This window comes from Lysobacter sp. TAB13 (genome assembly GCF_052113885.1).
GTDB lineage: Bacteria > Pseudomonadota > Gammaproteobacteria > Xanthomonadales > Xanthomonadaceae > Lysobacter > Lysobacter gummosus.
Genome location: NZ_JBFRDR010000020.1, coordinates 22,118 through 43,765, shown reverse-complemented (window position 1 = coordinate 43,765; position 21,648 = coordinate 22,118). Strand labels below are relative to the sequence as shown.

General features: G+C 68.2%; 22 protein-coding genes. 9 read left to right on the top strand and 13 right to left on the bottom strand.

What is annotated here, in order from left to right:
- Nucleotides 1-77: 77 nt before the first annotated feature.
- Nucleotides 78-722 (bottom strand): class I SAM-dependent methyltransferase, encoded by a 645-nt coding sequence (locus AB4Y92_RS19950; RefSeq protein WP_441821250.1) that lies wholly within the window; start codon nucleotides 720-722, stop codon nucleotides 78-80.
- A 194-nt stretch (nucleotides 723-916) separates the two neighbouring features.
- On the opposite strand from AB4Y92_RS19950, the gene AB4Y92_RS19945 reads away from it, so the two are divergent.
- Together AB4Y92_RS19945 and AB4Y92_RS19940 are read left to right on the top strand one after the other, a co-directional pair.
- Nucleotides 917-1,186: a hypothetical protein gene (locus tag AB4Y92_RS19945; protein WP_148649049.1), complete on the top strand. Its 270-nt coding sequence runs from the start codon at nucleotides 917-919 to the stop codon at nucleotides 1,184-1,186.
- A gap of 7 nt (nucleotides 1,187-1,193) precedes the next feature.
- Nucleotides 1,194-1,571 carry a hypothetical protein gene (locus tag AB4Y92_RS19940; RefSeq protein WP_148649048.1) on the top strand — a complete coding sequence of 126 codons (378 nt, stop codon included), beginning with the start codon at nucleotides 1,194-1,196 and terminating at the stop codon, nucleotides 1,569-1,571.
- Between the two features lie 55 nt (nucleotides 1,572-1,626).
- On the opposite strand, the gene AB4Y92_RS19935 is transcribed toward AB4Y92_RS19940, so the two are convergent.
- A complete protein-coding gene (locus AB4Y92_RS19935) occupies nucleotides 1,627-2,583 on the bottom strand; it encodes a LysR family transcriptional regulator (RefSeq protein ID WP_441821249.1) in 957 nt (318 codons plus the stop codon).
- 171 nt (nucleotides 2,584-2,754) lie between these two features.
- On the opposite strand from AB4Y92_RS19935, the gene pcaD reads away from it, so the two are divergent.
- The 4 genes from pcaD (at nucleotide 2,755) to AB4Y92_RS19915 (ending at nucleotide 7,183) form a co-directional block, all read left to right on the top strand.
- On the top strand, nucleotides 2,755-3,552 hold the full coding sequence (pcaD, locus tag AB4Y92_RS19930) for a 3-oxoadipate enol-lactonase (RefSeq protein WP_441821248.1): 798 nt from the start codon (nucleotides 2,755-2,757) through the stop codon (nucleotides 3,550-3,552).
- Nucleotides 3,553-3,714: 162 nt separating this feature from the next.
- Complete coding sequence (locus AB4Y92_RS19925; RefSeq protein WP_441821247.1) at nucleotides 3,715-3,963, top strand: hypothetical protein; 249 nt, start codon at nucleotides 3,715-3,717, stop codon at nucleotides 3,961-3,963.
- 124 nt (nucleotides 3,964-4,087) lie between these two features.
- Nucleotides 4,088-5,344, top strand: a complete 1,257-nt coding sequence (locus AB4Y92_RS19920; protein ID WP_441821290.1) for a D-amino acid dehydrogenase — start codon at nucleotides 4,088-4,090, stop codon at nucleotides 5,342-5,344.
- Nucleotides 5,345-5,506: 162 nt separating this feature from the next.
- Nucleotides 5,507-7,183, top strand: a complete 1,677-nt coding sequence (locus AB4Y92_RS19915) for a sensor domain-containing diguanylate cyclase (RefSeq protein WP_441821246.1) — start codon at nucleotides 5,507-5,509, stop codon at nucleotides 7,181-7,183.
- 55 nt (nucleotides 7,184-7,238) lie between these two features.
- On the opposite strand, the gene pdxR is transcribed toward AB4Y92_RS19915, so the two are convergent.
- The 3 genes from pdxR to AB4Y92_RS19900 all read right to left on the bottom strand — a co-directional run bounded on the left by pdxR (nucleotide 7,239) and on the right by AB4Y92_RS19900 (nucleotide 9,744).
- Nucleotides 7,239-8,735 carry a MocR-like pyridoxine biosynthesis transcription factor PdxR gene (pdxR, locus tag AB4Y92_RS19910; protein WP_441821245.1) on the bottom strand — a complete coding sequence of 499 codons (1,497 nt, stop codon included), beginning with the start codon at nucleotides 8,733-8,735 and terminating at the stop codon, nucleotides 7,239-7,241.
- 12 nt (nucleotides 8,736-8,747) lie between these two features.
- Nucleotides 8,748-9,356 (bottom strand): hypothetical protein, encoded by a 609-nt coding sequence (locus AB4Y92_RS19905; protein WP_441821244.1) that lies wholly within the window; start codon nucleotides 9,354-9,356, stop codon nucleotides 8,748-8,750.
- Between the two features lie 148 nt (nucleotides 9,357-9,504).
- Nucleotides 9,505-9,744: a hypothetical protein gene (locus AB4Y92_RS19900; protein ID WP_441821243.1), complete on the bottom strand. Its 240-nt coding sequence runs from the start codon at nucleotides 9,742-9,744 to the stop codon at nucleotides 9,505-9,507.
- 246 nt (nucleotides 9,745-9,990) lie between these two features.
- On the opposite strand from AB4Y92_RS19900, the gene AB4Y92_RS19895 reads away from it, so the two are divergent.
- A complete protein-coding gene (locus AB4Y92_RS19895) occupies nucleotides 9,991-10,293 on the top strand; it encodes a hypothetical protein (RefSeq protein WP_441821242.1) in 303 nt (100 codons plus the stop codon).
- A gap of 202 nt (nucleotides 10,294-10,495) precedes the next feature.
- On the opposite strand, the gene AB4Y92_RS19890 is transcribed toward AB4Y92_RS19895, so the two are convergent.
- The 8 genes from AB4Y92_RS19890 to AB4Y92_RS19855 are packed head-to-tail and all read right to left on the bottom strand — an operon-like array spanning nucleotide 10,496 to nucleotide 19,541.
- Nucleotides 10,496-12,382 carry a glycoside hydrolase family 35 protein gene (locus AB4Y92_RS19890; RefSeq protein WP_441821241.1) on the bottom strand — a complete coding sequence of 629 codons (1,887 nt, stop codon included), beginning with the start codon at nucleotides 12,380-12,382 and terminating at the stop codon, nucleotides 10,496-10,498.
- Entirely contained in the window at nucleotides 12,379-13,020 is a 642-nt protein-coding gene (locus AB4Y92_RS19885) for a 2-dehydro-3-deoxy-6-phosphogalactonate aldolase (RefSeq protein ID WP_441821240.1), read from the bottom strand. The genes AB4Y92_RS19890 and AB4Y92_RS19885 overlap by 4 nt, the downstream gene beginning before the upstream one ends.
- Nucleotides 13,017-13,946 (bottom strand): 2-dehydro-3-deoxygalactonokinase, encoded by a 930-nt coding sequence (locus AB4Y92_RS19880; RefSeq protein ID WP_441821239.1) that lies wholly within the window; start codon nucleotides 13,944-13,946, stop codon nucleotides 13,017-13,019. The genes AB4Y92_RS19885 and AB4Y92_RS19880 overlap by 4 nt, the downstream gene beginning before the upstream one ends.
- Nucleotides 13,936-15,405: an N-acyl-D-amino-acid deacylase family protein gene (locus tag AB4Y92_RS19875; RefSeq protein ID WP_441821238.1), complete on the bottom strand. Its 1,470-nt coding sequence runs from the start codon at nucleotides 15,403-15,405 to the stop codon at nucleotides 13,936-13,938. Before AB4Y92_RS19875 ends, AB4Y92_RS19880 begins: the two co-directional genes overlap by 11 nt.
- A complete protein-coding gene (locus AB4Y92_RS19870) occupies nucleotides 15,402-16,259 on the bottom strand; it encodes a MurR/RpiR family transcriptional regulator (RefSeq protein ID WP_441821237.1) in 858 nt (285 codons plus the stop codon). The genes AB4Y92_RS19875 and AB4Y92_RS19870 overlap by 4 nt, the downstream gene beginning before the upstream one ends.
- An 8-nt stretch (nucleotides 16,260-16,267) precedes the next feature.
- Nucleotides 16,268-17,557: an amino acid deaminase gene (locus tag AB4Y92_RS19865; RefSeq protein ID WP_441821236.1), complete on the bottom strand. Its 1,290-nt coding sequence runs from the start codon at nucleotides 17,555-17,557 to the stop codon at nucleotides 16,268-16,270.
- A complete protein-coding gene (locus tag AB4Y92_RS19860) occupies nucleotides 17,557-18,333 on the bottom strand; it encodes an SDR family oxidoreductase (protein ID WP_441821235.1) in 777 nt (258 codons plus the stop codon). Before AB4Y92_RS19860 ends, AB4Y92_RS19865 begins: the two co-directional genes overlap by 1 nt.
- 14 nt (nucleotides 18,334-18,347) lie before the next feature.
- Nucleotides 18,348-19,541, bottom strand: a complete 1,194-nt coding sequence (locus AB4Y92_RS19855; protein ID WP_441821234.1) for a hypothetical protein — start codon at nucleotides 19,539-19,541, stop codon at nucleotides 18,348-18,350.
- 268 nt (nucleotides 19,542-19,809) lie between these two features.
- Here AB4Y92_RS19855 and AB4Y92_RS19850 point away from each other — a divergent pair, with 268 nt between their 5' ends.
- Entirely contained in the window at nucleotides 19,810-20,214 is a 405-nt protein-coding gene (locus AB4Y92_RS19850; RefSeq protein WP_441821233.1) for a RidA family protein, read from the top strand.
- Nucleotides 20,215-20,282: 68 nt separating this feature from the next.
- The gene (locus tag AB4Y92_RS19845) at nucleotides 20,283-21,641 is read left to right on the top strand and encodes a Gfo/Idh/MocA family protein (RefSeq protein ID WP_441821232.1); all 1,359 of its coding nucleotides are present in this window, start codon (nucleotides 20,283-20,285) and stop codon (nucleotides 21,639-21,641) included.
- Nucleotides 21,642-21,648 lie beyond the last annotated feature (7 nt).

The window sequence follows — 21,648 nt, the reverse complement described above, 5'->3', positions numbered from 1 at the left end:
ATCCTGCCTCAACGCGCGGCGCGCGGCGCCGCCGATTCGTGTCGATTTGTAGTTCGTCCCGCCACCGCGCCGCCGCCTCAGCGGTGGAGTTTCATCAAGCGCCCGCTCAGCGCGGTGCGGCCTTCGACCGAGAATCGGCTTTCGGTGGAGGTGAATCCCTTCGCCAGCATCGCGCCGGTCCAGGCGCCGCAGTTGCCGCGGCCGGGATCGGCGATGAGGATTTCCGCGCCGGCGCCGGCATAGAGCTGGATGACGTTGGACAGCAAGGTCGCGTGCGTGCGTTCGTACAGAACGTCGCTGCCGACGATGAGGTCGAACTTGCCCAGAGTGAGGTCGATGTCGTCGCGCCAATCCAGATGGCAATAGGCGACCTCGCTCACGTGATTGAGGCCGCAGTTGTGATGCAGAAAGCGTTCGGCCAGCGGGTGTTGATCGGTGGCGGTGACGTCGGCGCCGCCGCGTCGCAACACCAGGCTGCTCAGCGCCAGGCCGCAACCGATTTCCAGAATGCGCAAGCCGCGCACGTCGCGCTTGGCGATCTCTTGCGCCAGGTGCACTCCGGCCGGCCACAACTGGCCGAAGATGCTCCACATCGCGGGCGGAACGCCGGCGCGTTCGGCTTCTTCGTCGGGATCGAAAAACTGCTGCCGATCCTTGAGTGCGCGGATGCGATAGTCGAACTCACCGATCCGAAGATCGATGACACGGGTGTGATATCGCAAAGAGCCTCGGGTGACGTGAGCCGTCGTGCAGGCAGCGACGCTGTTGCAGCGTCTTATGAATCGCGAGAAGCCGGGTCGCCTTTCCACCCTACGCCCTTTATGTGGATTAAGCGAGACATTTCGTCGGCGCGGCCCCGTTCAACTTCCGCGGGCTTATAAGCGCATACTGGCCCGACTGTAGTGTGGGAACCAAAATGGATAATCACGTTGAGTGGTTCCAGTTCACGCTGTCCAACGGACAAACGGTAGGGCCCGCGCCGCTACGACTGATCTGGATGGAAGCTTGCGGAACGACGAACGTCACGGTGCAGCGGATGCACCGATACTTGCTGGGAAAACGTACCGCGGTTTATTCGCTACGCGCTTCGCCGAGGCTTGGAAACATACCGGTCATCGAGGCGCGACTTCGCAGCCTGTTGCTCACCGCCCGACTCGACAGCGTGCTCACTTATGTCTCGCACTGAGGTCGTGATGCAGACCATGTTTGATATCGCGGTGGGTCGATGCGAATCGATCGAAAATAAAACGGTGACGATCAAGCTCGACAGCGCGATCGTCAGCCGTCTGGTGCCCGGCCATCCCTGGCGCACCTCCGGCACCAGCCGGCTGAAACTCGACATCGAGTTATGCAGCCTGCGCAGTCCGCCGGTGGTGGGCGCGGAGACGTTCCTGCAACGCGAGGCGCTGCTGCGCAATCCGGCCGCCAGTCTGGATTTGCTCGGCGACGGCAACTACACCTCGGTGCGGTTGAAATCGCTGGGCGCCAATACCGAGCCGGAAATGCTCAGCTCGTCGTCGAAGACGATCCTGGGCGATCGCCCGCGTTCGCGCTGGAGCAAGAACAGCTAAAGCGTGGGTTTCCGCGTCGCGCTTGCCGGCGTAGGCCGACAAGCGCGAGTGCGTGCTATCGGGTTTTCTTGCGCGCCGCGGTTTTGCGCACAGTCGCGGCCGCCGGTTTGAGCGAGTCGCGGAATGCCGGCGCATGTTCCAGAAGGTAATCCCATAAGCGATTGGCCACCGGCCCCTGCGCGCGATCGCGGCGGCGCGCGACGACCAGTTGTTCGCGGCGTCCGGGCAGATAGCGCCCGACGATCGATTGCAGGCGCCCGTCGCGCAACTCGTCCTCGATCATGAATCCCGGCATGTGGCCCCAGCCCATGCCATGCGCAATGATGTCCTTCTTCATCGCCTGATCGGCCACCGTGCACTGGTGCGCGCCTTCGACGGTAAAGTAATCCTGCGGCGGCGAATGCCGCGCGCTGTCGCGCATGATGCATTGGGTGAGTCCGCGCATCTGCTCGGGGCGGATCGCGCGGGTGATCGGAAACGGCAGGAATCCGGGCGCGACTACCGGCACCATCGCCACTTCGCACAGGTCGATCCATTCCAGGCGCGCGTCGCTCTTGTCGATGCGGTGCACGATCAGATCGGCCTCATCGTCGAACAAGCGCTCCCACGGCCCGCTCACCGCCTCGAAATGCAGATGCAGCCGCGTGCCCGGGCATCGGCCGAAGAAGCGGCCGAGCAGGGCCAGCGCCTGGGTGCGCGGACACAGGTCGCCGATCACCACATGCAGCTCGCTTTCCTCGCCCATCGCCAACTGCTCGGCATGCGTGCGCAGTTCCTGCAGTTCGCGCAGGAGCGATTGCGCGCGGCGATGCAGCGACAAGCCGGCCGCGGTCGGTTGCACCCGGTAGCCGCTGCGATCGAGCAGGCTCAGGCCGAGCTGGCGTTCGAGCTTGGCGACCGCGGCGAACACTGCCGGATGCGAGCGATGCAGGGCGGCGGCCGCGGCCTGGAAGCCGCCGGCGCGGACCACGGCGTCGAAGCATTGCAGGTCGTGCAGGGTGAAAGCGCTCATGCGGCGGGCCTGTCGGGTTTGATTACAAAGACTGTGCGATCTTTGTAATATCAAGCCGGGTCGGCCGCAACTAGCCTTGTTTCCACGGCGCAGGCCGTCGCGGCACTCCGCCGGGCAGCGCGATCGACGCGCCGCCGCGGGGTCGCGAACGATTGCAAGGAAACAAGCCCCATGAACACCTTGTCTTACTTCCACACCGGCGACGGCGTGCGCGTGGCTTACCGCTTCGACGGCGACGCCGGCCGGCCGGTGCTGGTGCTGTCGAATTCCATCGGCACCGACCTGAGCATGTGGGATGCGCAGATCCCGGCGCTGACCCGGCACTTTCGCGTATTGCGCTACGACACCCGCGGCCACGGCGGCAGCGACGTGCCGGCGGGCGCGTATTCGCTGGATCGCCTGGGCGGCGACGTGATCGAGATGCTCGACGCCCTGCGGATCGAACGCGCGCATTTTCTCGGTTTGTCGCTCGGCGGCATGATCGGCCAGTGGCTGGGCGTGCACGCGCCCGAGCGCATCGACCGGCTGATCCTGAGCAACACCTCGGCCTATCTCGGCCCGGCCGGGCAGTGGAGCGAGCGCATCGCCTCGGTGCTGCAGGCGCCGGACATGGTCGATACCGCGCAGATGTTCCTGGACAACTGGTTCCCCGCGCACATGCTCCAGCCCGAGGCGCCGGTGGTGGAGAGCTTCCGCGCGATGCTGCTGGCGACGCCGCCGCAAGGCCTGGCCGGCAACTACGCCGCGGTGCGCGACATGGACATGCGCCGCACCAATGCCTTGATCCTCGCGCCGACCCTGGTGATCGCCGGCGAACACGACACGGTGACCGCCGCCAGCCACAGCGAAGCCATCGCCGCCACCATCGCCGGCGCGAAGTTGCTGACATGGCCGGCGGTGCATCTGACCAATATCGAATTCGGCGAGGCCTTCGACCGCGCCGTGGTCGATTTCCTGCTGGCGCGATAAGCGCAGGCCGCGGCGCGGCATGGCGGCAGTCGCCGCCAAGCGTGGCCTGCATCACGAACCCGGCGCCGCGCACGGCCCTGCGCGCGTGCCGCCGCCTTGCATCGGCGCCGCGCTGGGGTATTGTCGGAATCCGTTTTCGCACAGCGCACGGGTGCCGACGCCATGACCGACCGCGAACGCCGTCAACCGGCCGAACTGGTGAGCCCGGTCGGCCTGCGCGCCGGCCTGACCCGGCAGCAGCTCGATGCGCTGGCGACGCTGGAGCAGTTCGGCTGGACCTTGAAGTTCGTGCGCCGGCCGTTGTTCCAGGACCCCATCGCGGTGGTGTTCCGCGCCGATGGCGGAAAGTTCGTGGTGCTGCGTACCGACGGCTCGCTCGACGAGCACCCGGACTTCAAGATCCGCGATTGAGCGCCGCGCCGCGGCATCGAAACGCCCGCCGCGGCGGGATTCCGGTCGCGCGTATGGCGGTGGTAGCCTGCGCTTGTTCGGCGCCCGGGGAGCGCCCCGGCCCGCGCACACAAGGGTGACCCGCATCAAAGTTCTCATTCTCGGCAGCGGGGTCATCGGAACCACCGCTGCGTATTACCTCGCCCGGGCCGGCTTCGAGGTGGAAGTGATCGATCGCCAGCCCGCGCCGGCGATGGAGACCAGTTACGCCAATGCCGGCGAAGTCTCGCCGGGTTATTCCGCGCCGTGGGCGGGGCCGGGTGTGCCGCTGAAGGCGATCAAGTGGCTGTTGATGCGGCACCGGCCGCTGGTGATCCGGCCCGCGCTCGATCCGGCCCTGCTGCGCTGGTGCGCGGCGATGCTGCGCAACTGCACGCATGCGCGTTACCGCATCAACAAGGCGCGCATGGTGCGGCTGGCCGAATACAGCCGCGATTGCCTGCGCGAATTGCGCGAAGACACCGGCATCGCCTACGACGCGCGCCAGCAGGGCACCTTGCAGTTGTTCCGCACGCAGCGCCAGCTCGACGACACCGGCAAGGACATCGAAATCCTGCGCGAATCCGGCGTGGCCTTCGAGTTGCTCGATCGCCACGGCTATTTGCGCTACGAGCCGGCGCTGGAACTGGTCAAGGACAAGTTCGTCGGCGCCTTGCGCCTGCCCGGCGATGAGACCGGCGATTGCTTCAAGTTCACGCAGAACCTGGCCGCGATGGCGCAGTCGCTCGGCGCGAAGTTCCGTTTCGGCGTGGATATCCAGCGACTGGAAAGCGAAGGCGGCGAACTGCGCGGCGTGCACACCGATGCCGGCCCGTGCCGGGCCGATGCCTACGTGCTCGCGCTCGGCAGCTATTCGCCGCTGCTGCTGGCGCCGGTGGGCATCCGCATTCCGGTGTATCCGGTGAAAGGCTATTCGCTGACCTTGCCGATCAGCGAGGAACGCTACGCGCCGCAGTCCACGATCATGGACGAGACTCACAAGGTCGCGGTGACCCGCCTGGGCGATCGCATCCGCGTCGGCGGCACCGCCGAGTTGGCCGGTTACGACCGGCGCTTGCATCAATCTCGCCGGCGCACTTTGAATCACGTGGTCGGCGATCTGTTTCCGCGCGGCGGCGATGCCGCGCAGGCCGAATTCTGGACCGGGCTGCGGCCGATGACGCCCGACGGCACCCCGGTGATCGGCGCCACGCCGCTGCGCCGGCTGTTCCTCGCCACCGGCCACGGCACGCTGGGCTGGACCATGGCCGCCGGCACCGGCCGGGTGATCGCCGATCTGATCGCCGGCCGCGCGCCCGATATCAGCCTGGACGGCCTGGGCGTGGAGCGTTACCGCGACTGAGCCGGAGCCTGCGCGCGGGCCGGCGCAAGGGCCACGGCGGCGGATTCATCTCGCGCAACGGAATCGAGTTCCCAATCCTGTGCGGAACTGCGCCCTAACTGTAAGATCACGCGGCCCGCCGCTGGGCTATGCTCGCGCTGGCTTCATCGAGTTGCTGAGGAAATGGATCGGTCCTGGCGTCTTATCTGGCAGACCCTGCTGACCCTGCTGGGTCTGACGGTGACGGCGCTCGCCTGCGCGCAGCCCTTTACCCTGGCGCAGCTGCAGCCGGCGACCGACCCGGCGCCCGCGCGCCTGCTCGCCGGCGACTACGCGCAGCGCTTCGTGCCGATACGCGGCGACCAGATCCAGGTGATCGATCGACAGGCGCATTGGTGGCGCCTCACCGCCAATCAGGACGTCGCCGCCAACAACGCGCCGCAACTGGTGATGAGCCAGCCGTTCCGCAAGGCGGTCAGCATCTGGCGCCCGGGCGATGTCGAGCCGGTGCGCCGCTCGGTGCACGGCAAGGCCGCATCGTTCCAGCATTCTTCGCGCTTCCTGGTGTTTCCGCTCGACGGCGGCATGCGCAAGGGCGAAGTGCTGTACCTGCGCGTGCTGGGCAGCGGGATGACCACTTCGACGCTGCAGATCGAACCCCTGGACACCGTGCATCGCCAGGACATGAGCCATGTCGCCCTGCGCAGCGTGGTGCTGACCGCGCTGGGCGTGATCTCGGTGCTGGCGTTCGCGTTCTGGATCGGCCTGCGCGAACGCGGCTACGCCTTCTTGTGCCTGACCTTGCTGATGCAGACCTTCAATCTGGCGGTGGAGGGCGGCGAAGTGCGGATGATTTCCTGGTTCAGCGATCTGATGCCCGATCGCCGCACCAACGTCGTGCTCAACACCGCGGCGGTGTTGGCCAGCGTGCGCTTTCTGATGTTCTTCCTGGATCTGCGCGTGACCCAGCCGCGGATCGCGCGCATGCTCAACGTGTGCAGCTGGCTGCTGGGCATCCTGCTGGCGATCTCGATCTTCCGCACCTGGCGCATCAGCGCGAGCTTCGGCAACGTGGTGTTGCTGGTGGTGATCGGCGCGACCGTCTACGCCAGCGCGGTGGCGATCTCGCGACGCCAGCGCGAAGCGTATTTCCTGATGCTGGCGTGGACGCCGCTGATGGCGGTGTTGATCGTGCTGGTCGGCAGTTATCAGCGCTGGTGGCCGATCTACGCCTGGCTGGAATACGCCTATCCCATCGGCCTGGTGCTGGGCGGGCTGGGCCTGCTGATGGGATTGGCGGCGAAGCTGCAGCAACTGCGCCGCGATCACGACAACGCCAAGCACCGCGCCACCTACGACCGCCTGACCAGCGTGATGAACCGCGCCGCGATCGAGGAAGGCCTGCGCCAGGCGATCAGCGACGCGCATCTCAACAAGCGCCCGCTGACCGTGGTGTTTTTCGATATCGACCACTTCAAGCGCATCAACGACGAGCACGGCCACAGCGCCGGCGACGAAGCCTTGCGCACGGTCGCCGAGCGCACCCGCAACCGTCTGCGCGCGACCGATCTGTGCGGCCGCTACGGCGGCGACGAAATCCTGGTCGGCCTGCCCGGCGCGCGCCTGGAGCAAGGGTTGGTGGTCGCCGAGCATCTGCGCCGCACGATCAGCTCCAATCCGCCGACCGTGCACGGCCGCATGCTGCCCTTGAGCCTCAGCGTCGGCGTCGCCGAGCTGCGACCGGGCGAGAGCTTCGATCAACTGCTCGAACGCGCCGACGCGGCGTTGTACGCGAGCAAGGCCGGCGGCCGCGACCGGGTGACGGTGCAGCGCGCGGCGGTGGGCGATGTGGTGATCTGAGCGCGCGGGCGGCTTAAGCCGCTGCGTTCAAGCGAGCAAGTTCAAGCGAACAAGTTCAAGCGAGCGCGGCAAGAATCGCGCCGCGCACGATCGTCAGCCCCGCATGGCTCTGCGCGCGGGTGGCGCCGGCGAAGCCGAACACCAGTCCGCGTTCGCCGGCTCCGTATTTGGACAGCGGATGCACGGCGATGCCTTCGCGCGCGCAGGCCTCGGCGACCGCGCGATCGTCCACCGTCGCCGCCAGCGCCGGCTTGAACCGCGCGGCCACGTGCATGCCGGCGATGGCCGGGCCGAAATCCAATAGATCGGCCAGGGCCTGCGCCTCGTGCAGGAAGGCGAGGCGGCGTTCGTCGTAGATCGCGCGGGTGGTGCGCAGGTGCCGGCCCAGATGGCCCTCGTGGATGAAGGCCGCCAGCGCGCCCTGCATCAGCAAGGCGGTGTGGCCGTCGGCGGCGTGCTTGGCATCGACGAAGGCGGCGACCAGCGGCTCGGGCACGATCGCGTAGGCGATGCGCAGGCCCGGAAACAGGATCTTGTTGAAGCTGCCGATGTAGATCACCCGGCCGTGATCGTCCATGCCTTGCAGCGACGCGATCGGTCGGCCTTCGTAGCGGTAGTCGCCGTCGTAGTCGTCTTCCAGCACGTAGCCGTCGTGTTGCGTTGCCCATGCGAGCAGCGCCTTGCGGCGTTGGATCGACATCTCCACGCCCAGCGGATACTGATGCGCGGGCGTGACGTAGGCCACGCGCGCATCGCCGGCGAGAGCGAGCCCGGCGTCGACGTCGAGGCCGTCGGCGTCCACCGGCACCGCGATCACTTCCAGGCCGGCCGCGCGCAGACAGTGCTGCACCGGTTGATAGCCGGGCGTTTCGTACCAGGCCTTGGCGCCCGGATCGGCCAGCACCTTGCCGGCCAGTTCCACCGCCTGCTGAGTGCTGGTGACCACGATCACCTGCTCGGGCGAGCAACGCACCGCGCGCATCGCCGAGGCGTGCGCGGCGATCGCGCCGCGCAGCGCCGGCAGGCCGTTGCTGGCGCCATATTCCCAGTAATCGCTGCCGGCCTTGCTGGCTTCGCGCTGCAGCAGGCGGTTCCAGACTTCGCGCGGGAACAGGTCGATGGGCGGCAGCGACGGCGTGAACGGAATCGCCGAAGCGGCGAGGTAATGGCCTGGATAACTGCGCAACGCATCAGCGCGTTGCGACAGGCGTCGTGGCTCGGTTTCCGCGCGCGGTTTGGCCGCGCGCTTGGGCGCCAGCGGCGGCGCGTCGCGCTCGGGCAACTGCGCGGCGACGAAACTGCCGGCGCCGCGGCGGCGCACGATGTAGCCGTCGGCGACCAGTTGATCCAGCGCCCAGTCCACCGTATTGCGCGCCACGCCCAGGTCTTTCGCCAGGGTGCGGCCCGACGGCAGACGCGCGTTCGGCGCCAGCGCGCCGCTGGCGATCGCGCTGCGGATGCGCTCGCAGATGCGCGCATACGCCGGCTGGCCGGCCTGCGCGTCCAGCCCGGTCACATCCACGGAGAACACCGATCCGGCATGTTTGGCCATGCCGCCATGCTACTAGGCCTTCACGCGGGTGTGCTCCATCCGCCAGTTGGTTTCCCAGTCCTTGCCGTCGAGCGAAAACGCCTGCTCCCAGCGCGCGTGATCGGCGTCCACCCGGGTCCAGCGGAAGCGGATCTTCACCGGCCGGCCGTCGTCGTGGTCGTCGCCGAAGAACTCGCCGCGATCGCCGTCGAAGCCGCCGGCCACCGGCGGAAACAATTCGCCGGTGGTGTTGTTGATCCAGTACAGATACCAGCGCCGTTCCTTGAGGTTGAACACGCGCACGGTCATGCCCTGCCAGCCCTTGGTCGGGAACACGCCCTCGTCGATGTTGACCATCCCGCCCATGCGGCTTTCGCAGCTCAGCGAGGCCGGGAACTCGTCCCATTCATCGCTGCCGACCCAGCGCCGCTTCAGGCGCCGGTTGCTGAAGGTCCAGCGGCCGACGAAGAAATCGAAATCGTGCACGTCGCCGGTCGGCAGCACGATGTCGGTGCCGGACAGTTTCTTGACCCGGCCCGGGCCGGGCGCGGCGGCGGCCAGGGGCGACAGGCCCAGCGCGGCGGCGCCGGCGACGGCATCGAACAGGAGGCGGCGGCGTGCGGTCGAGACGGGACGGGACATGAGAGCGGCTCGATAGGGACCTGCGGCCACGATGCGCGGGCGGCCGGTGGGACCGGAAGAGCCATTAAATCGAGGGGGATAAGGCCAGCGTTCACCGTGGCGATTCTCCTGGCTGTTTTGCCCCGTTCACATGACAGCCGTACCGGGTTCAACCTCCCGGCCGCCGATGCCGGTCGCGCTGCATCTGCCGGTGATGCGATTCGGCGCAGGCCGGGCCGCAGTAGAGGCGGGCGGGTTCGCCGTCGAACGGCTCCAGGCAGTGCTGGTTGAGGCAGTAGCCGGCCGCCGCCGGCCGCGCGGTCGCCTCGGCCATCAGCTTGCGGGCCTGCAGGGACTGGGCGAGGTTGATTTCCTCGAAGTGCTGGGCTTGGTCGATCAGATCGCTCATGGCGCGGGCCGCATCCTGGGTGGTGGCATCGGTGAAAGGGGCGCCACGCCGCCGCGTCGCGCCTGCGGTGAAGCAGGGCGACAGCGTTCCATCGCTTCGTCGCACAGGACGAAACTGATCGGCAGCACAACGCAAATCGCACCGGCGCTGAATCGCCTGCGCGATGCCGTCGTGCGTCGCAGGATCTGATCTGCGACTTGGTTACGCTGCACGTGTCGATCCTTGCTGGAGCGACTGGAGGCCACGATGAGCTCGGACACCACTTCCACCCAGAACGCGCAGCTGCGCCGCGCGATGCAGGCCTTGCACGCCGCGACCTGGTTCGCGCTGTGCGAAGGCGATCGCTACACCGCGCAGGGCCGCAAGGCCGTCGCCAATTCGTTCTACAACCTGCTGCCGATGCTGGCCGACGTGCGCAAGGCGATCACCGCTGAACCCGAGGCCGAGGCCGCGGAAGAAGCGGCGCAACCGTCGGCGGCGAATCCGCGCGCGGCCGGGGTGTTGCATCTGGTGACGGCGCCGGCGGGCGAGACGCCGGCGCCGGAATAAGCCAGCGCCAACGCCGGTGATGCAGCGCATGCGCGTCGGCGTGTCGCGCGACATGTGTTCGCGTGTCGCGCATGCAAGTGCGGATGGGTTCGTGCGTGCGTGAGTGCTACGCCCGATGCCTTGTCGATTTACTCCGCTGAGCGCGGTCTCGAATTGAATGCGCAGCGCATGCGCGTGGCCCGATGCGGGAGACGCTCCCGCGTCAATGCGCGTCCGGCTTCGTCTTGCTCGCGGGAGTTTCGAAAATCGGGTCCGCTACGCCACTCAGCTCGCGCGAAGCCGGGCCGCCCTCGGCGTCCAGCACCACCACCTCATTACTCCCGCGCCGCAACCACGGCGCCGGCACGAACAGCGTCTGCTGCGGCCCGATCTTCCAATAGCGGCCCAGGTGGTGGCCGTTAACCCAGACGTGGCCCTTGCCCCAGCCGCGGGTGTCGAGGAAGGTGTTGCCGCTGCGGTCGAGAGTGAATTCGCCGCGCCAGAACGCCGGGCCGGAGCGCGGCTGCGATTGCTTCGCGTAGCGCAGGCGGCTCAGGTCCGACAGCGGCAGCGGGTAGTGGGTCCAGTCCAGCAGTTCGGTGTCACCGATCCGGACCGAGCGGGTGATGCCTTTGCGCTCTTCGTCCAGGCGCGTGCCGAAGTTGATCCGGCCCATGTTTTCGACCAACAGATCCAGTCGCATGCCGGGTTTCAAGCCGGCGTCCAGTTCGCGCTCGCCGAAGCGGCGATCCAGCGTGCCCAGCGGCTTGCCGTCGCACAGCACCGTGGCGTAATCGCGCACCTCATCGACGACGAGTTTGCCGCTGGCCTTGGCCGGCACGGTGTTGCGATAGAGCACGAAGCCGTAGTTCTGGTCCAGGGCTTCCATGTTGCGCGGCAGCTGCGCGCGCACCGGTTGGCTGAGCATCGGCAGGGCGTCGAGCAGCGCGACCGACTGGTTGAGTTCGAAACGCGGAATCGCGATCGTCGGCGCCGCCGATTCGACCACGGCCGGCAATGTTTCGCCGGCCTCAAGATGCTGCGCGATCACCTCGCGCAAGGCGCGGTACTTCGGCGTGATCCGTCCGGCTTCATCGACCGGCGCGTCGTAGTCGTAACTGGTGGTGTCGGGCTGGTACGGCATCTCGCGGCTGTAGTTCGCGCCGGGCAACCAGCCGAAGCTGGTGCCGCCATGGAACATGTACAGGTTGAACGAGACTTTGTTCTGCAAGAACCACTCGACGGTCGAAGCCGCGCGCTGCGGCGGCGTGGTGTGGTGCTGCTCGCCCCAGTGGTCGAACCAGCCGGCCCAGTATTCGCCGACCATGCGCGGCCCATGCGGGCGGAACTTGCGCAGTTCTTCCAGCGAGGCCTGCGCGTCGGCGACTTCGCCGTCGAAGTTGATCACCGCCGTCACGTCCGGCAGCGGGCCGCCTTCGAAGTAATGCGGGCCGGGGCCGTCGGAGGTGAACAGCGGCACGTCGAAGCCGGCCTCGATCATCTGCCGCTGGGCGGTGAGCATGTAGTCGCGATCGCGGCCGTAGGAGCCGTACTCGTTTTCGATCTGCATCATCAGGATCGGGCCGCCGCGCGTGCTCAACAGCGGCGCCAGTTCCTGGTGCACGCGGCGCAGGTAGCGCTCGCCGGCGGCGAGGTAGCGCGGGTCCATGCTGCGCACGCGCAGCCCCGGCGTGCGCAGCAGCCAGGCCGGGAAGCCGCCGAAGTCGAGTTCGGTGCAGATGTACGGGCCGGGCCGCACGATCACGTCCAGGCCTTCTTCGCGCGCGGTGCGGATGAAGGCGGCGATGTCGAGATTGCCGCTGAAATCGAAGCGGCCCGGCTCGGGTTCGTGCAGGTTCCAGAACACGTAGGTGGTGACGGTGTTCAGGCCCATCGCCCGCGCCTGGCGCAGGCGTTCGCGCCAGAACTCGCGCGGGATGCGCGGGTAGTGCATCTCGCCGGAGCGGATGAGATGCGGCTTGCCGTCGAGCAGGAACTGGTCGCCCTCGATCGCGAAACGCGGCGCCGCCGTCGCCGGCGCAGCCAACATCGCCAACGATAAAGCGGCGGCAAGCGCGCAGGCGGCGGCGCGGCGACGAAATCCGGTCATGGCTGATCCCAGGCTGCGTTGAAGGCGCGCGCGGTCTGCGCGACTTGTTCCGGCGTATGGCCGGGTTTGTACAAAGTGCCGCCGATGCCGAAGCCGTTCGCGCCGGCCTTGCGCCACGGTGCGAGATTGTCGCTGTGGATGCCGCCGACCGGCAGCACCGCGACCTCCGCCGGCAACACCGCGCGCAAGGCGCCGAGCATGACCGGGCCCAGAGCGTCGGCCGGAAACAGCTTCAAGGCATCGGCGCCGGCGGCGAGTGCTTCCAGGCATTCGCTCGGCGTGGCCACGCCTGGCAGGGCGAGCAGCCCGGCGCGTTTGGCCTCGGCGATCAACGCCGGATCGGTGTGCGGACAGACCATGAGCCGCGCGCCGATGCGGGCGAGCTCGGCCACTTCCTCCGCGCGCCGCACGGTGCCGGCGCCGAGCAGGATCGAATCGCCGAAGCGCTGTTGCAGGCGGGCGATGCTGTCGAACGCGTCGGGCGAATTCAGCGGCACCTCGATGATGCGCCAGCCCGCGCTCCACAGCGCTTCGCCGACCGGCACCGCCTCATCGGGGGTGATGCCGCGCAGAATGGCGACGAAGGGGGAACGCGCGAGCCATGCCTGCAGCACGGCGGGAGTAAGAGGAATCGTCATACGTATCCGGCTGCTTGAGCGATGCGCCACAGACCGCGGCAGAACGCGGTGTCGCCTTCGATGATGTAGTGGTCGATGCCGTAGCGGCGCAGTGCCAGGGCATAGGTCGCGGCGAGCTGGGCGCCGCCGATGATCGCCACTTCGCCGCCGCCGTCGTCGGCCGCGGCGTTGGCGCCGATCACTTCATAACCAACCAGCAGACCGGAAAGAAAAGCAGGCAGCTCCTCCACCGGAGCGGCATCGCGCACATTGCGCGCCCGCACCCCGAACAACTGATGCAGCCAGTCCGGCCGCTCGCGCGCGGTGTCCAGTCCTTGCAGAAAACCGCGCTCGGACCAGGCGCCCGCGGGCAAGCCGCGGCCGATCAGACTGCGTTCCAGCAACAGGGAATAAAGCTCGCCGGTCGGATAGGTGGAAAACCCGACCACGGCGCCGCCGTCCAGGCGCAGCCACTTGCTGTGCGTGCCCGGCGCGACCGCGCGCCGCGTGCCCGGCGGAACGCCCAGCACCTGTGTCTCTTCGCCGCGCATCACATCATTGAAGCCGTCGCTGGGGCCGCTGACGCCGGGCACGATAGTGGCGCGCCGGTCCTTGAAGCGCAGCGGCTGCAGCGACGCGGCGAGGGTCGCCGCGTCCGCCGGCAGCGGCGCGTAGGGCGCTTCCTGCCAGCCGCTGCGCGCGCCGACCATGCCGGCGAGCAAGATCGGCGCATCGCCGTCGTCGAGATCGACGCTGAGCAATTCGTCCAGCGCCGCGGCGAATTCCTCCGGCGCCGCCAGCGTGGCCATGCCGCGCGCGCTCTGGCGTGTGGCGATGATGCCGCCGAGGGTGTCGAAGGCATGCACGCGCAGATGCGTGGAGCCCCAGTCCACGCCGATCAGCGCGATCTTGCCGGCGCTGTGCGGGGTGGTGGCGTCAGTGGCCATGGCGTTCTTCTTCGCGGCGCAGCGCGCGGCCGCGGCGTTCGCCGGTGGCTTGCGCGTCGCGCAGCGCGCAGGCGCCGGCGACCCAGACCGCGCGGATGCCGGCGGCGGCCTGCTTGGGTTCGGCGAAGCTGGCGCGGTCGGCGATGGTGGCCGGGTCGAACAACACCAGATCGGCGGCCAGCCCCACCGCGATGCGGCCGCGCCGCTTCAAGCCGAAGGTATCGGCCGACAGCGAGGTCATGCGCCGGATCGCTTCGGCCAGATGGAACAGGCCTTCGTCGCGGCAGTAGTGGCCCAGCACGCGCGGGAACGCGCCCCACAGTCGCGGATGCGGATGCGCGTCGTGCGGCAGGCCATCGGAGCCGATCATGGTGCGGTCGTGACTGAGCACGCGGCGCACGTCGTCCTCGCGCATCTGGAAATACACCGCGCCGGCCGGATGCAGGCGGCGCGCGGCTTCTTTCTGATCGACGTTCCAGTCGGCGGCGATGTCGCTCAGATCGCGCCCGGCGTGTTCCGGATGCGGCTGCGACCAACTCACCATGATCCGGATGACGCCATCGACGTAATCCGGATCGAGCACGGTGGAACCGGCGGTGTAGGGATACGCGTCGAGCCCGACCCAATGCCGGCGCCGGCGCTCGTCGATGCGCGCCAGCGTTTCGACCGTGCGGCCCCAGTTGGCCGGCCCGGCGCATTTGTGGTGCGACAGGATCACCGGCGTGCGCGCGGCGACGCCGGCATCGATGGCTTCGTCCAGCGCGTCGAGCACGCCGTCGTATTCGTTGCGGATGTGCGAGGCGTAGACGCCGCCATGGGCGCCGCTTTCGGCCGCCAGCGCGATCACCTCGCTGTTGGGCGCGGCCTGGCTGGGCTTGTAGAACAGGCCGCTGGAAAAACCGATCGCGCCGGCGCGCATGGCTTCGCGCAGGTGCGCGCGCATGCGCTCGATCTCGGCCTCGTCGGCGCCGCGTTCCAGATCGGTGACCTCGGCGATGCGTAAGGTCGAATGGCCGACCATCGCCGCGACGTTGACCGCCGGCCGCGCCGCATCGACTGCGTCGAGGTAATCGGCGAAGCGTTCGAAACGGAAATCCTGCCGGCGGCCGATCAACGACAAGGGCGCGGGCGGATCGCGATCGGCGCGCCACGGCGCCAGGCTGATGCCGCAGTTGCCGGCGATCACCGTGGTCACGCCCTGGCTGAGTTTGTTGAACACGCCCGGGTCGTCGAGCACGGCGCGGTCGTCGTGGGTGTGCACGTCGATGAAACCCGGCGCCAGCGCCAGGCCTTGCGCGTCTTCGACCGCGCGGCCGCGCAGCGTGTGCGGCGGGCCGACAGCGGCGATGCGCTCGCTGTCGATCGCCACATCGGCGCGATAGGCTGGGCCGCCGCTGCCGTCGAAGACCTGCGCGTCGGCGATGACCAGATCGTATGGGGTGGTGTCGCCGGCGCTCATGCGCGCCTCGGCGATTGCATGCGTTCCAGCTCGGCTTTAGCGCGCCGGGCTTTTTCCAGCACTTCCGGTTCCTGCCGCAGCGCCACCGCGATCGCCAGCATGTCGATCACCGTCAGCTGCATCAGCCGCGACACGCCCGGCGAATACGGCGTGGCCGCGCTCGACGGCGGCAACAGCAGCGGCACGTCCGCGTCCCAGCCCAAAGGGGTGCCCATGTGGGTCAGCGCGATCACCCGCGCGCCGCGTTCCTTGGCGATGCGCACGCTGTCGTTGATCTCCGGGCTGCGTCCGGACAGCGAGATCGCCAGCAGCACGTCGCGGGTGTCGAGCATGCCCGCGGCCAGCCGCTGCAGGTGGCCGTCGCTGTGCGCGCTGGCGGCGATGTCCAGGCGCAGGAAGCGCAGGAACGCGTCCTGCGCGACCACGCCGGAGCCCGAGCCCACGCCGATGCAGCAGACCCGGCGCGCGCCGGCGATCAAGGCCGCGGCGGCGTCGAGCGCGGCCGGGTCGATGCGTTCGCGCACGTCCTGCAAGGCCACGCTGATGCTGTCGCAAACCTTGTGCACCAAGGTCGCCGCGTCGTCGTCCTTGTCGATGGTGACGGCCTGGTACGGTACGCCCGCGGCCAGGCTGTGCGCCAGTTGCACCTTGAACTGGCGCAGGCTTTCGCAGCCCACCGCGCGGCAGAAGCGGGTCACGCTGGGCTCGGACACGCCGGCGCGCGCGGCCAGTTCGCTGATGCTGGCGTGGATGGAGAAATCCAGGTCGGCCAGCACCACTTCGCCGACCTTGCGCTCGGCCGGGCGCAACTGTTCTAGCGCGCCGCGGATCACCGGAATCAGGTTGTCGGACACGTCGTACCTCAGAAGAAAGTGTTGATCGCGCCGGTGACGCGGTAGTGGTCGTCGGTCAGCAGCATCAGCGGCCACTTGTCGAACGTGGTGCACGGATGCGAGATGCCGGTGGCGACCAGATCGCCGACCTGCAGCGGATGCTCGGGCGGCAGTTCCAGGTAGGCGTGTTGATCGTTCATCTTGACGATGCGGGTGTCGCGCATCGGCCGCGGCGCGGTTTCGCCCGGGCGGTGCCAGCTCAGCGGCCGCGGCAGGTCGATGTCGTAGGACGCATCGCGCTTACCCAGCGTCAGCAGCGCCAGCCCCGGTTCCGGACGCGACTGCACCATCGCCCACACTTCCAGCGCCGGCTGCAGGCCGTGGCGGAACGAGGCGTCGTGGCGCGTGCGCATCTCCTGTTGCAGGCCGTGATAGAAGCCGTGGTCGGAGGTCAGATAGCAACCCGAGCGCAGCACCCGGCGCAGCGGCCGCGAGGTGTCGCCCAGGCCGGCGAAGGCGCGGGCGACGAAATCGAAATAGGCCGAGCCGCCGGCGCTGAGCAGGATTTCCTCGCCGTCGAACAGGCCTTGCGCGTCGCAGCGCCGGGTCAGTTCGACCATCTGCGCCAGCAAGTCCTCCACGCGGCGCAGATCGTCGGCGCGATCGGCGCCGACCCACAGGCCTTCGTAGCCTTCGATGCCGGCCAGCGACAGATGCGAGGCGGCATGGATTTCGCGCGCCAGTTCCAGCGCGGCATCGGCGCCGCGCACCCCGCTGCGGCCGCCTTGCGCGCCCAGTTCGACCAACACCGGCAATCGCCGTTGCGGCGCCACCTGTTGCATGACCTGATTCAATCGCGCCGCGCCGCCGCTGGAATCGACCAGCACCCAGGCCTGGAAATCCGCCTCGTCGCGCAACAGCGCGGCCAGGCTTTCGATGTCGGCCATCGCCACCGGCTGATTGGCCAGCAGCACCCGCTTCACGCCGAAGCGGTGCGCCACGCGCAATTGCGGAATCGTCGCCAGGGTGATCGCCCAGGCGCCGGCGTCGAGCTGGGCCTGGAACAGTTGTGGGCTCATCGTGGTCTTGCCGTGCGGCGCCAGCAACGCATCGGCGCGCTCGACGAACTCGCGCATCCAGGCGATGTTGTGATCCAGGGTGGATTGGCGCAGCACCGCGACCGGATACGACAAGCGTCCGTCGAGCACGTTGAGGCCGAGCGCGGCGATGTCGTCCTGGCGCAGCGGCTGCTGCAGCGCCAGGCCTTTGGTGCCGGGGTGGATCAGCTGTCGCTCAAGCCCGCGCAGCGCGTCGTTCATCAAAACTGCTCCAAGGTCAATTCCGCCGCCATCACCCGGTTGCCGGCCATCAGGCCGCCGTCCACCGGCAGCACCGCGCCGCTGATCATGCGCGCCTGATCCGATGCGAGGAACCACGCCGCGTCGGCGATGTCCTGCGGGGTGGCGAAATCGCCCAGCGGATACCACTTCTTCAAGTCTTCGAACACTTGCGGGTTCTTGTCCGCGCGCGCCTGCCAGGCCTGGGTCTTCACCGTGCCCGGGCAGATCACGTTGGCGCGCAGGCCCAGCCGGCCGTATTCGATGGCAATGGCCTTGGCGTAGCTGATCAACGCCGCCTTGGCCGCGCTGTAGGCCGGATGGCCGAGCGCGGCCAGGCCGTTGACCGAACCGATGAAGACGACGTTGCCGCGGGTGGCCTTGAGGCCGTCCAGCGCGGCCTCGACCGTGCAGTAACCGGCGTGCAGGTTGACGTCGATGTCGCGTTGCCACGCGCCCGGCGCGGTGCCGGCCAGGCTCAGGCTCTCGGCGCTGCCGGCGTTGGCGATGACCGCGCCGATCGGCCCGTGCGCGGCGATGGCCGGCGCCAGCGCCGCGCGCAAGGCCTCCAGGTCCGACAGTTCGCTGACCGCGGTCAGCACCTGCCCGGGTTCGAACTGCGCGGCCAGCGCCTGCAGCGCCTGCGCGTCGCGGTCGTGGGCGAGCACGCGATCGCCGCCGGCGATGAAGCGCGCCAGCAGCCCGCGGCCGATTCCGCCCGCGGCGCCGGTAATCAGGGTCAATCGGCTTTGGCTCATATCAGGTCATTCCTTCATCGGTCCGACTGCAGGGTGCGTGCGAGCGCTTGCAGGCGGTCGTTACGCAGCAGTCCGTAGTTGTAGAACGAAATATCGCCGATGCCGGCGGCTTTGACAGCGGCCAGCGCGGCGCCGAGTTCGGCGCCGTCGCCCAGATCGGGCGGGCCCGGACGCAGGATCGCACGCAGCCGCGTCGCATCGCCGACGCGTTGCGCGGTATCGAACACATCCGCCGCCACGCGCGCGGCGTTGGGCTCGTAGAACGGCACTTCGATGCCGTCGCAGGCGTGCGCCAGCGCGGCCAGATGACTGCCTTCGAGCCAGGTGTTGGCGGTCGGCCGCTGCACGGTCGGGATCACCCAGACCTCGCGATCGCGCGGCACGGTGTCGCGGATCGCCGCCACCAGATCGGCGACGCGTTTCTGCCGCAGCTTCAGATACGCGGCCAACTGCGGCATTTCCAGCACATCCGCCAGCAACCACGCCGCGGCCTGATCCGGCGCCGCGTCGACCGGCGCGGCCAGATAGGCATCGACGCGCGCGCGCACTTGCGCGGCCAGCGCATCGGCGTCGAGATCGGCCTGCGCGGCCAGATGCCGGCAATGCGAGCAGAAGCACAGGCCCAGCAGGGTTTCCAGCCACAGGTTGCCGCGCACCTGGGCGAACTCGTGGTGATAGCCGTGCGCGTACGGCAGCCAGTTCGGCGTTTCCAGCACCAGCCCGCGCACCGGCTGGCGGGCCATGTCGGCGCACAGCGCCTGCGCATAGGCGAACACCGCCGGCGACGACGGGCACAGGCTATAGAGGTAGGCATCGCCCCAAGCGTTGCGCGCGACGTGCAGCGGATGGCGCTCGCCCAGGCGGCTGTTGTGCAGCAGCACGGTCCAGGCGCGCACCTGCAGGCGGCCGTCTTCGGCCAGATCGGCGGCGACGTGGCGCAAGGCCGGATCGCTGTGCGCGCTAGGCGCGATCTCGCCATAGCCGCGCAGGTCGGGTTCGAAATAGGCCACGCCGTCTTCCGGAAACACCACGCGCTGGCCGCGATGGTGCGGGCTGATGAATTTGCCCGCGTGGTAGGCCAGGGCCAGGGTCACCGAGTTCAGGCCCAGCTCGACCGCCTGGGCGGCGAACTCGCGCGCGCCGCGCGAAGCCACGTCCCAGGGGTAGGCGTAGATCGAGCGCACGGGGGCGGAACGGCCTGCGGTCATCCGAAATCCTTGTAATTTTCAAACACGTCGGGGCGGGCCCGGCGCTAAAGCTAACAAATGCCCTTATAAACCGCCATTGTGCACTGCAAAATGCATCGGGCGGCCATGTAAGATAATTTCACGGCGCTGGCGGTCTGTCACCTCCGGCGCTCCGGGGGGCGGAGCCGGGCCAATGGGGCCCGCCTGCGACCCGGCCGATCCGGCCCGGCGGCAAGCGCCGCGGGGATCGGGCGTAATGGCGACCGGCCCTTCACTTACGAGAACCTCAATGAGCGATCACGACACCATCATTCGATACGGCCTGGAACCCAGCGGCGCCGGCGGCCAGCAACTGCCGTTCTCGCCGGCGGTGCGCGCCGGCGACTTCGTGTACATCTCCGGCCAGGTGGCGATGAACGAGCGCGGCGAGATCGAACAAGGCGGCATCGAAGCGCAGACCCGGCGCACGATGGAGAACGTCAAGAAAGTGCTGGGCCTGGCCGGCTGCGGCCTGAGCGACGTGGTCAAGATCACCGTCTGGCTCGACGACACGCGCGACTTCTGGACCTTCAACCGCGTCTATCGCGAGTACTTCGGCGACCAGCCGCCGGCGCGTTCGTGCGTGCGCTCGCAGATGATGGTCGATTGCAAGATCGAGATCGAAGCCACCGCATACAAACCCCTGCCGCGCTGAGCGCCGCCGCGCCCGCCGCGCCGCGCGCGGGCTAGCCCCCAATTCACGCATCCGATCGAGGCACCTGCATGAACCGACGCGATTTTCTCGCCACCTCCGCCACCGCGAGCACGCTGCTGGCCAGCAGCGCGTTCACTCCGGCGTTCGCGCGCAAACGCGGTTCCAAGCTGCGCCTGGGCCTGATCGGCGTGGGCATGCGCGGGCAGGTGCACCTGACCGAACTGCTGCGCCGCGACGACGTGGAAGTGACCGCGCTGTGCGATGTCGAGCCGATCATGCTCGACCGCTCGCTGGCGCTGATCGCCAAGGCCGGAAAATCCAAGCCGGCGGTCTACGGCGCCGACCGCGACAACCAGGCCTATCGCAAGATGCTGGCCAAGGGCGGACTGGACGCGGTGATCATCGCCACGCCGTGGGAATTCCACGCCGAGCAGGCGATCGCGGCGATGCAGGCGCGCATCGCGGTCGGCTGCGAAGTGGTCGCCGGCCTGAGCCTTGAGGATCACTGGCAGGTGCTGCGCGCCCAGCAAAGCACCGGCACGCCGTACATGCTGCTGGAGAACGTGTGCTATCGCCGCGACGTGCTGGCCGCGCTCAACATGGTGCGCCAGGGCCTGTTCGGCGAGATCGTGCACCTGCAGGGCGGTTATCAGCACGATCTGCGCGGAGTGAAATTCAACAGCGGCAATCCCGACCAGCCCTACGGCAGCGGTGTGGAATTCGGCCCGAAGGCGTGGTCGGAAGCGCGCTGGCGCACCGAGCATTCGATCAAGCGCGACGCCGACCTGTATCCCAGCCACGGCATCGGCCCGTGCGCGATGGCGATCGACATCCATCGCGGCAACCGCTTCACCCATCTGAGTGCGTTCGCCAGCAAGCCGCGCGGCCTGCACGACTACATCGTCAAGAAGGCCGGGCCGGATCATCCCAACGCCAAGGTGAAGTTCAAGCTAGGCGATCTGGTCACCACCCAGATCCTGTGCGAGAACGGCGAAACCATCGTGCTGCAGCACGACACCTCGCTGCCGCGCCCGTACTCGCTGGGCTTCCGCGTGCAGGGCACCGACGGGTTGTGGATGGATGTCAACGATTCGATCCACATCGAAGGCAAGAGCCAGCCGCACAAGTGGGACAAGGCCGACGACTGGTTCGCCAAGTACGACCATCCGCTGTGGAAGCGCTTCGCCGCCGCCGCCGCCGATGCCGGTCACGGCGGCATGGATTTCTTCGTCATCAATGCTTTCGTCGAAGCGCTCAAGGCCGACGCGCCGATGCCGATCGACATCTTCGACGCGATCGCCTGGAGCGCGATCACGCCACTGTCGGAGCAGTCCATCGCCGAGCACAAGACCCTGGAATTCCCGGATTTCACCGGCGGCAAGTGGAAAGACCGCAAGCCGATCTTCGCCTTGAACGACCGCTACTGATCCAGCG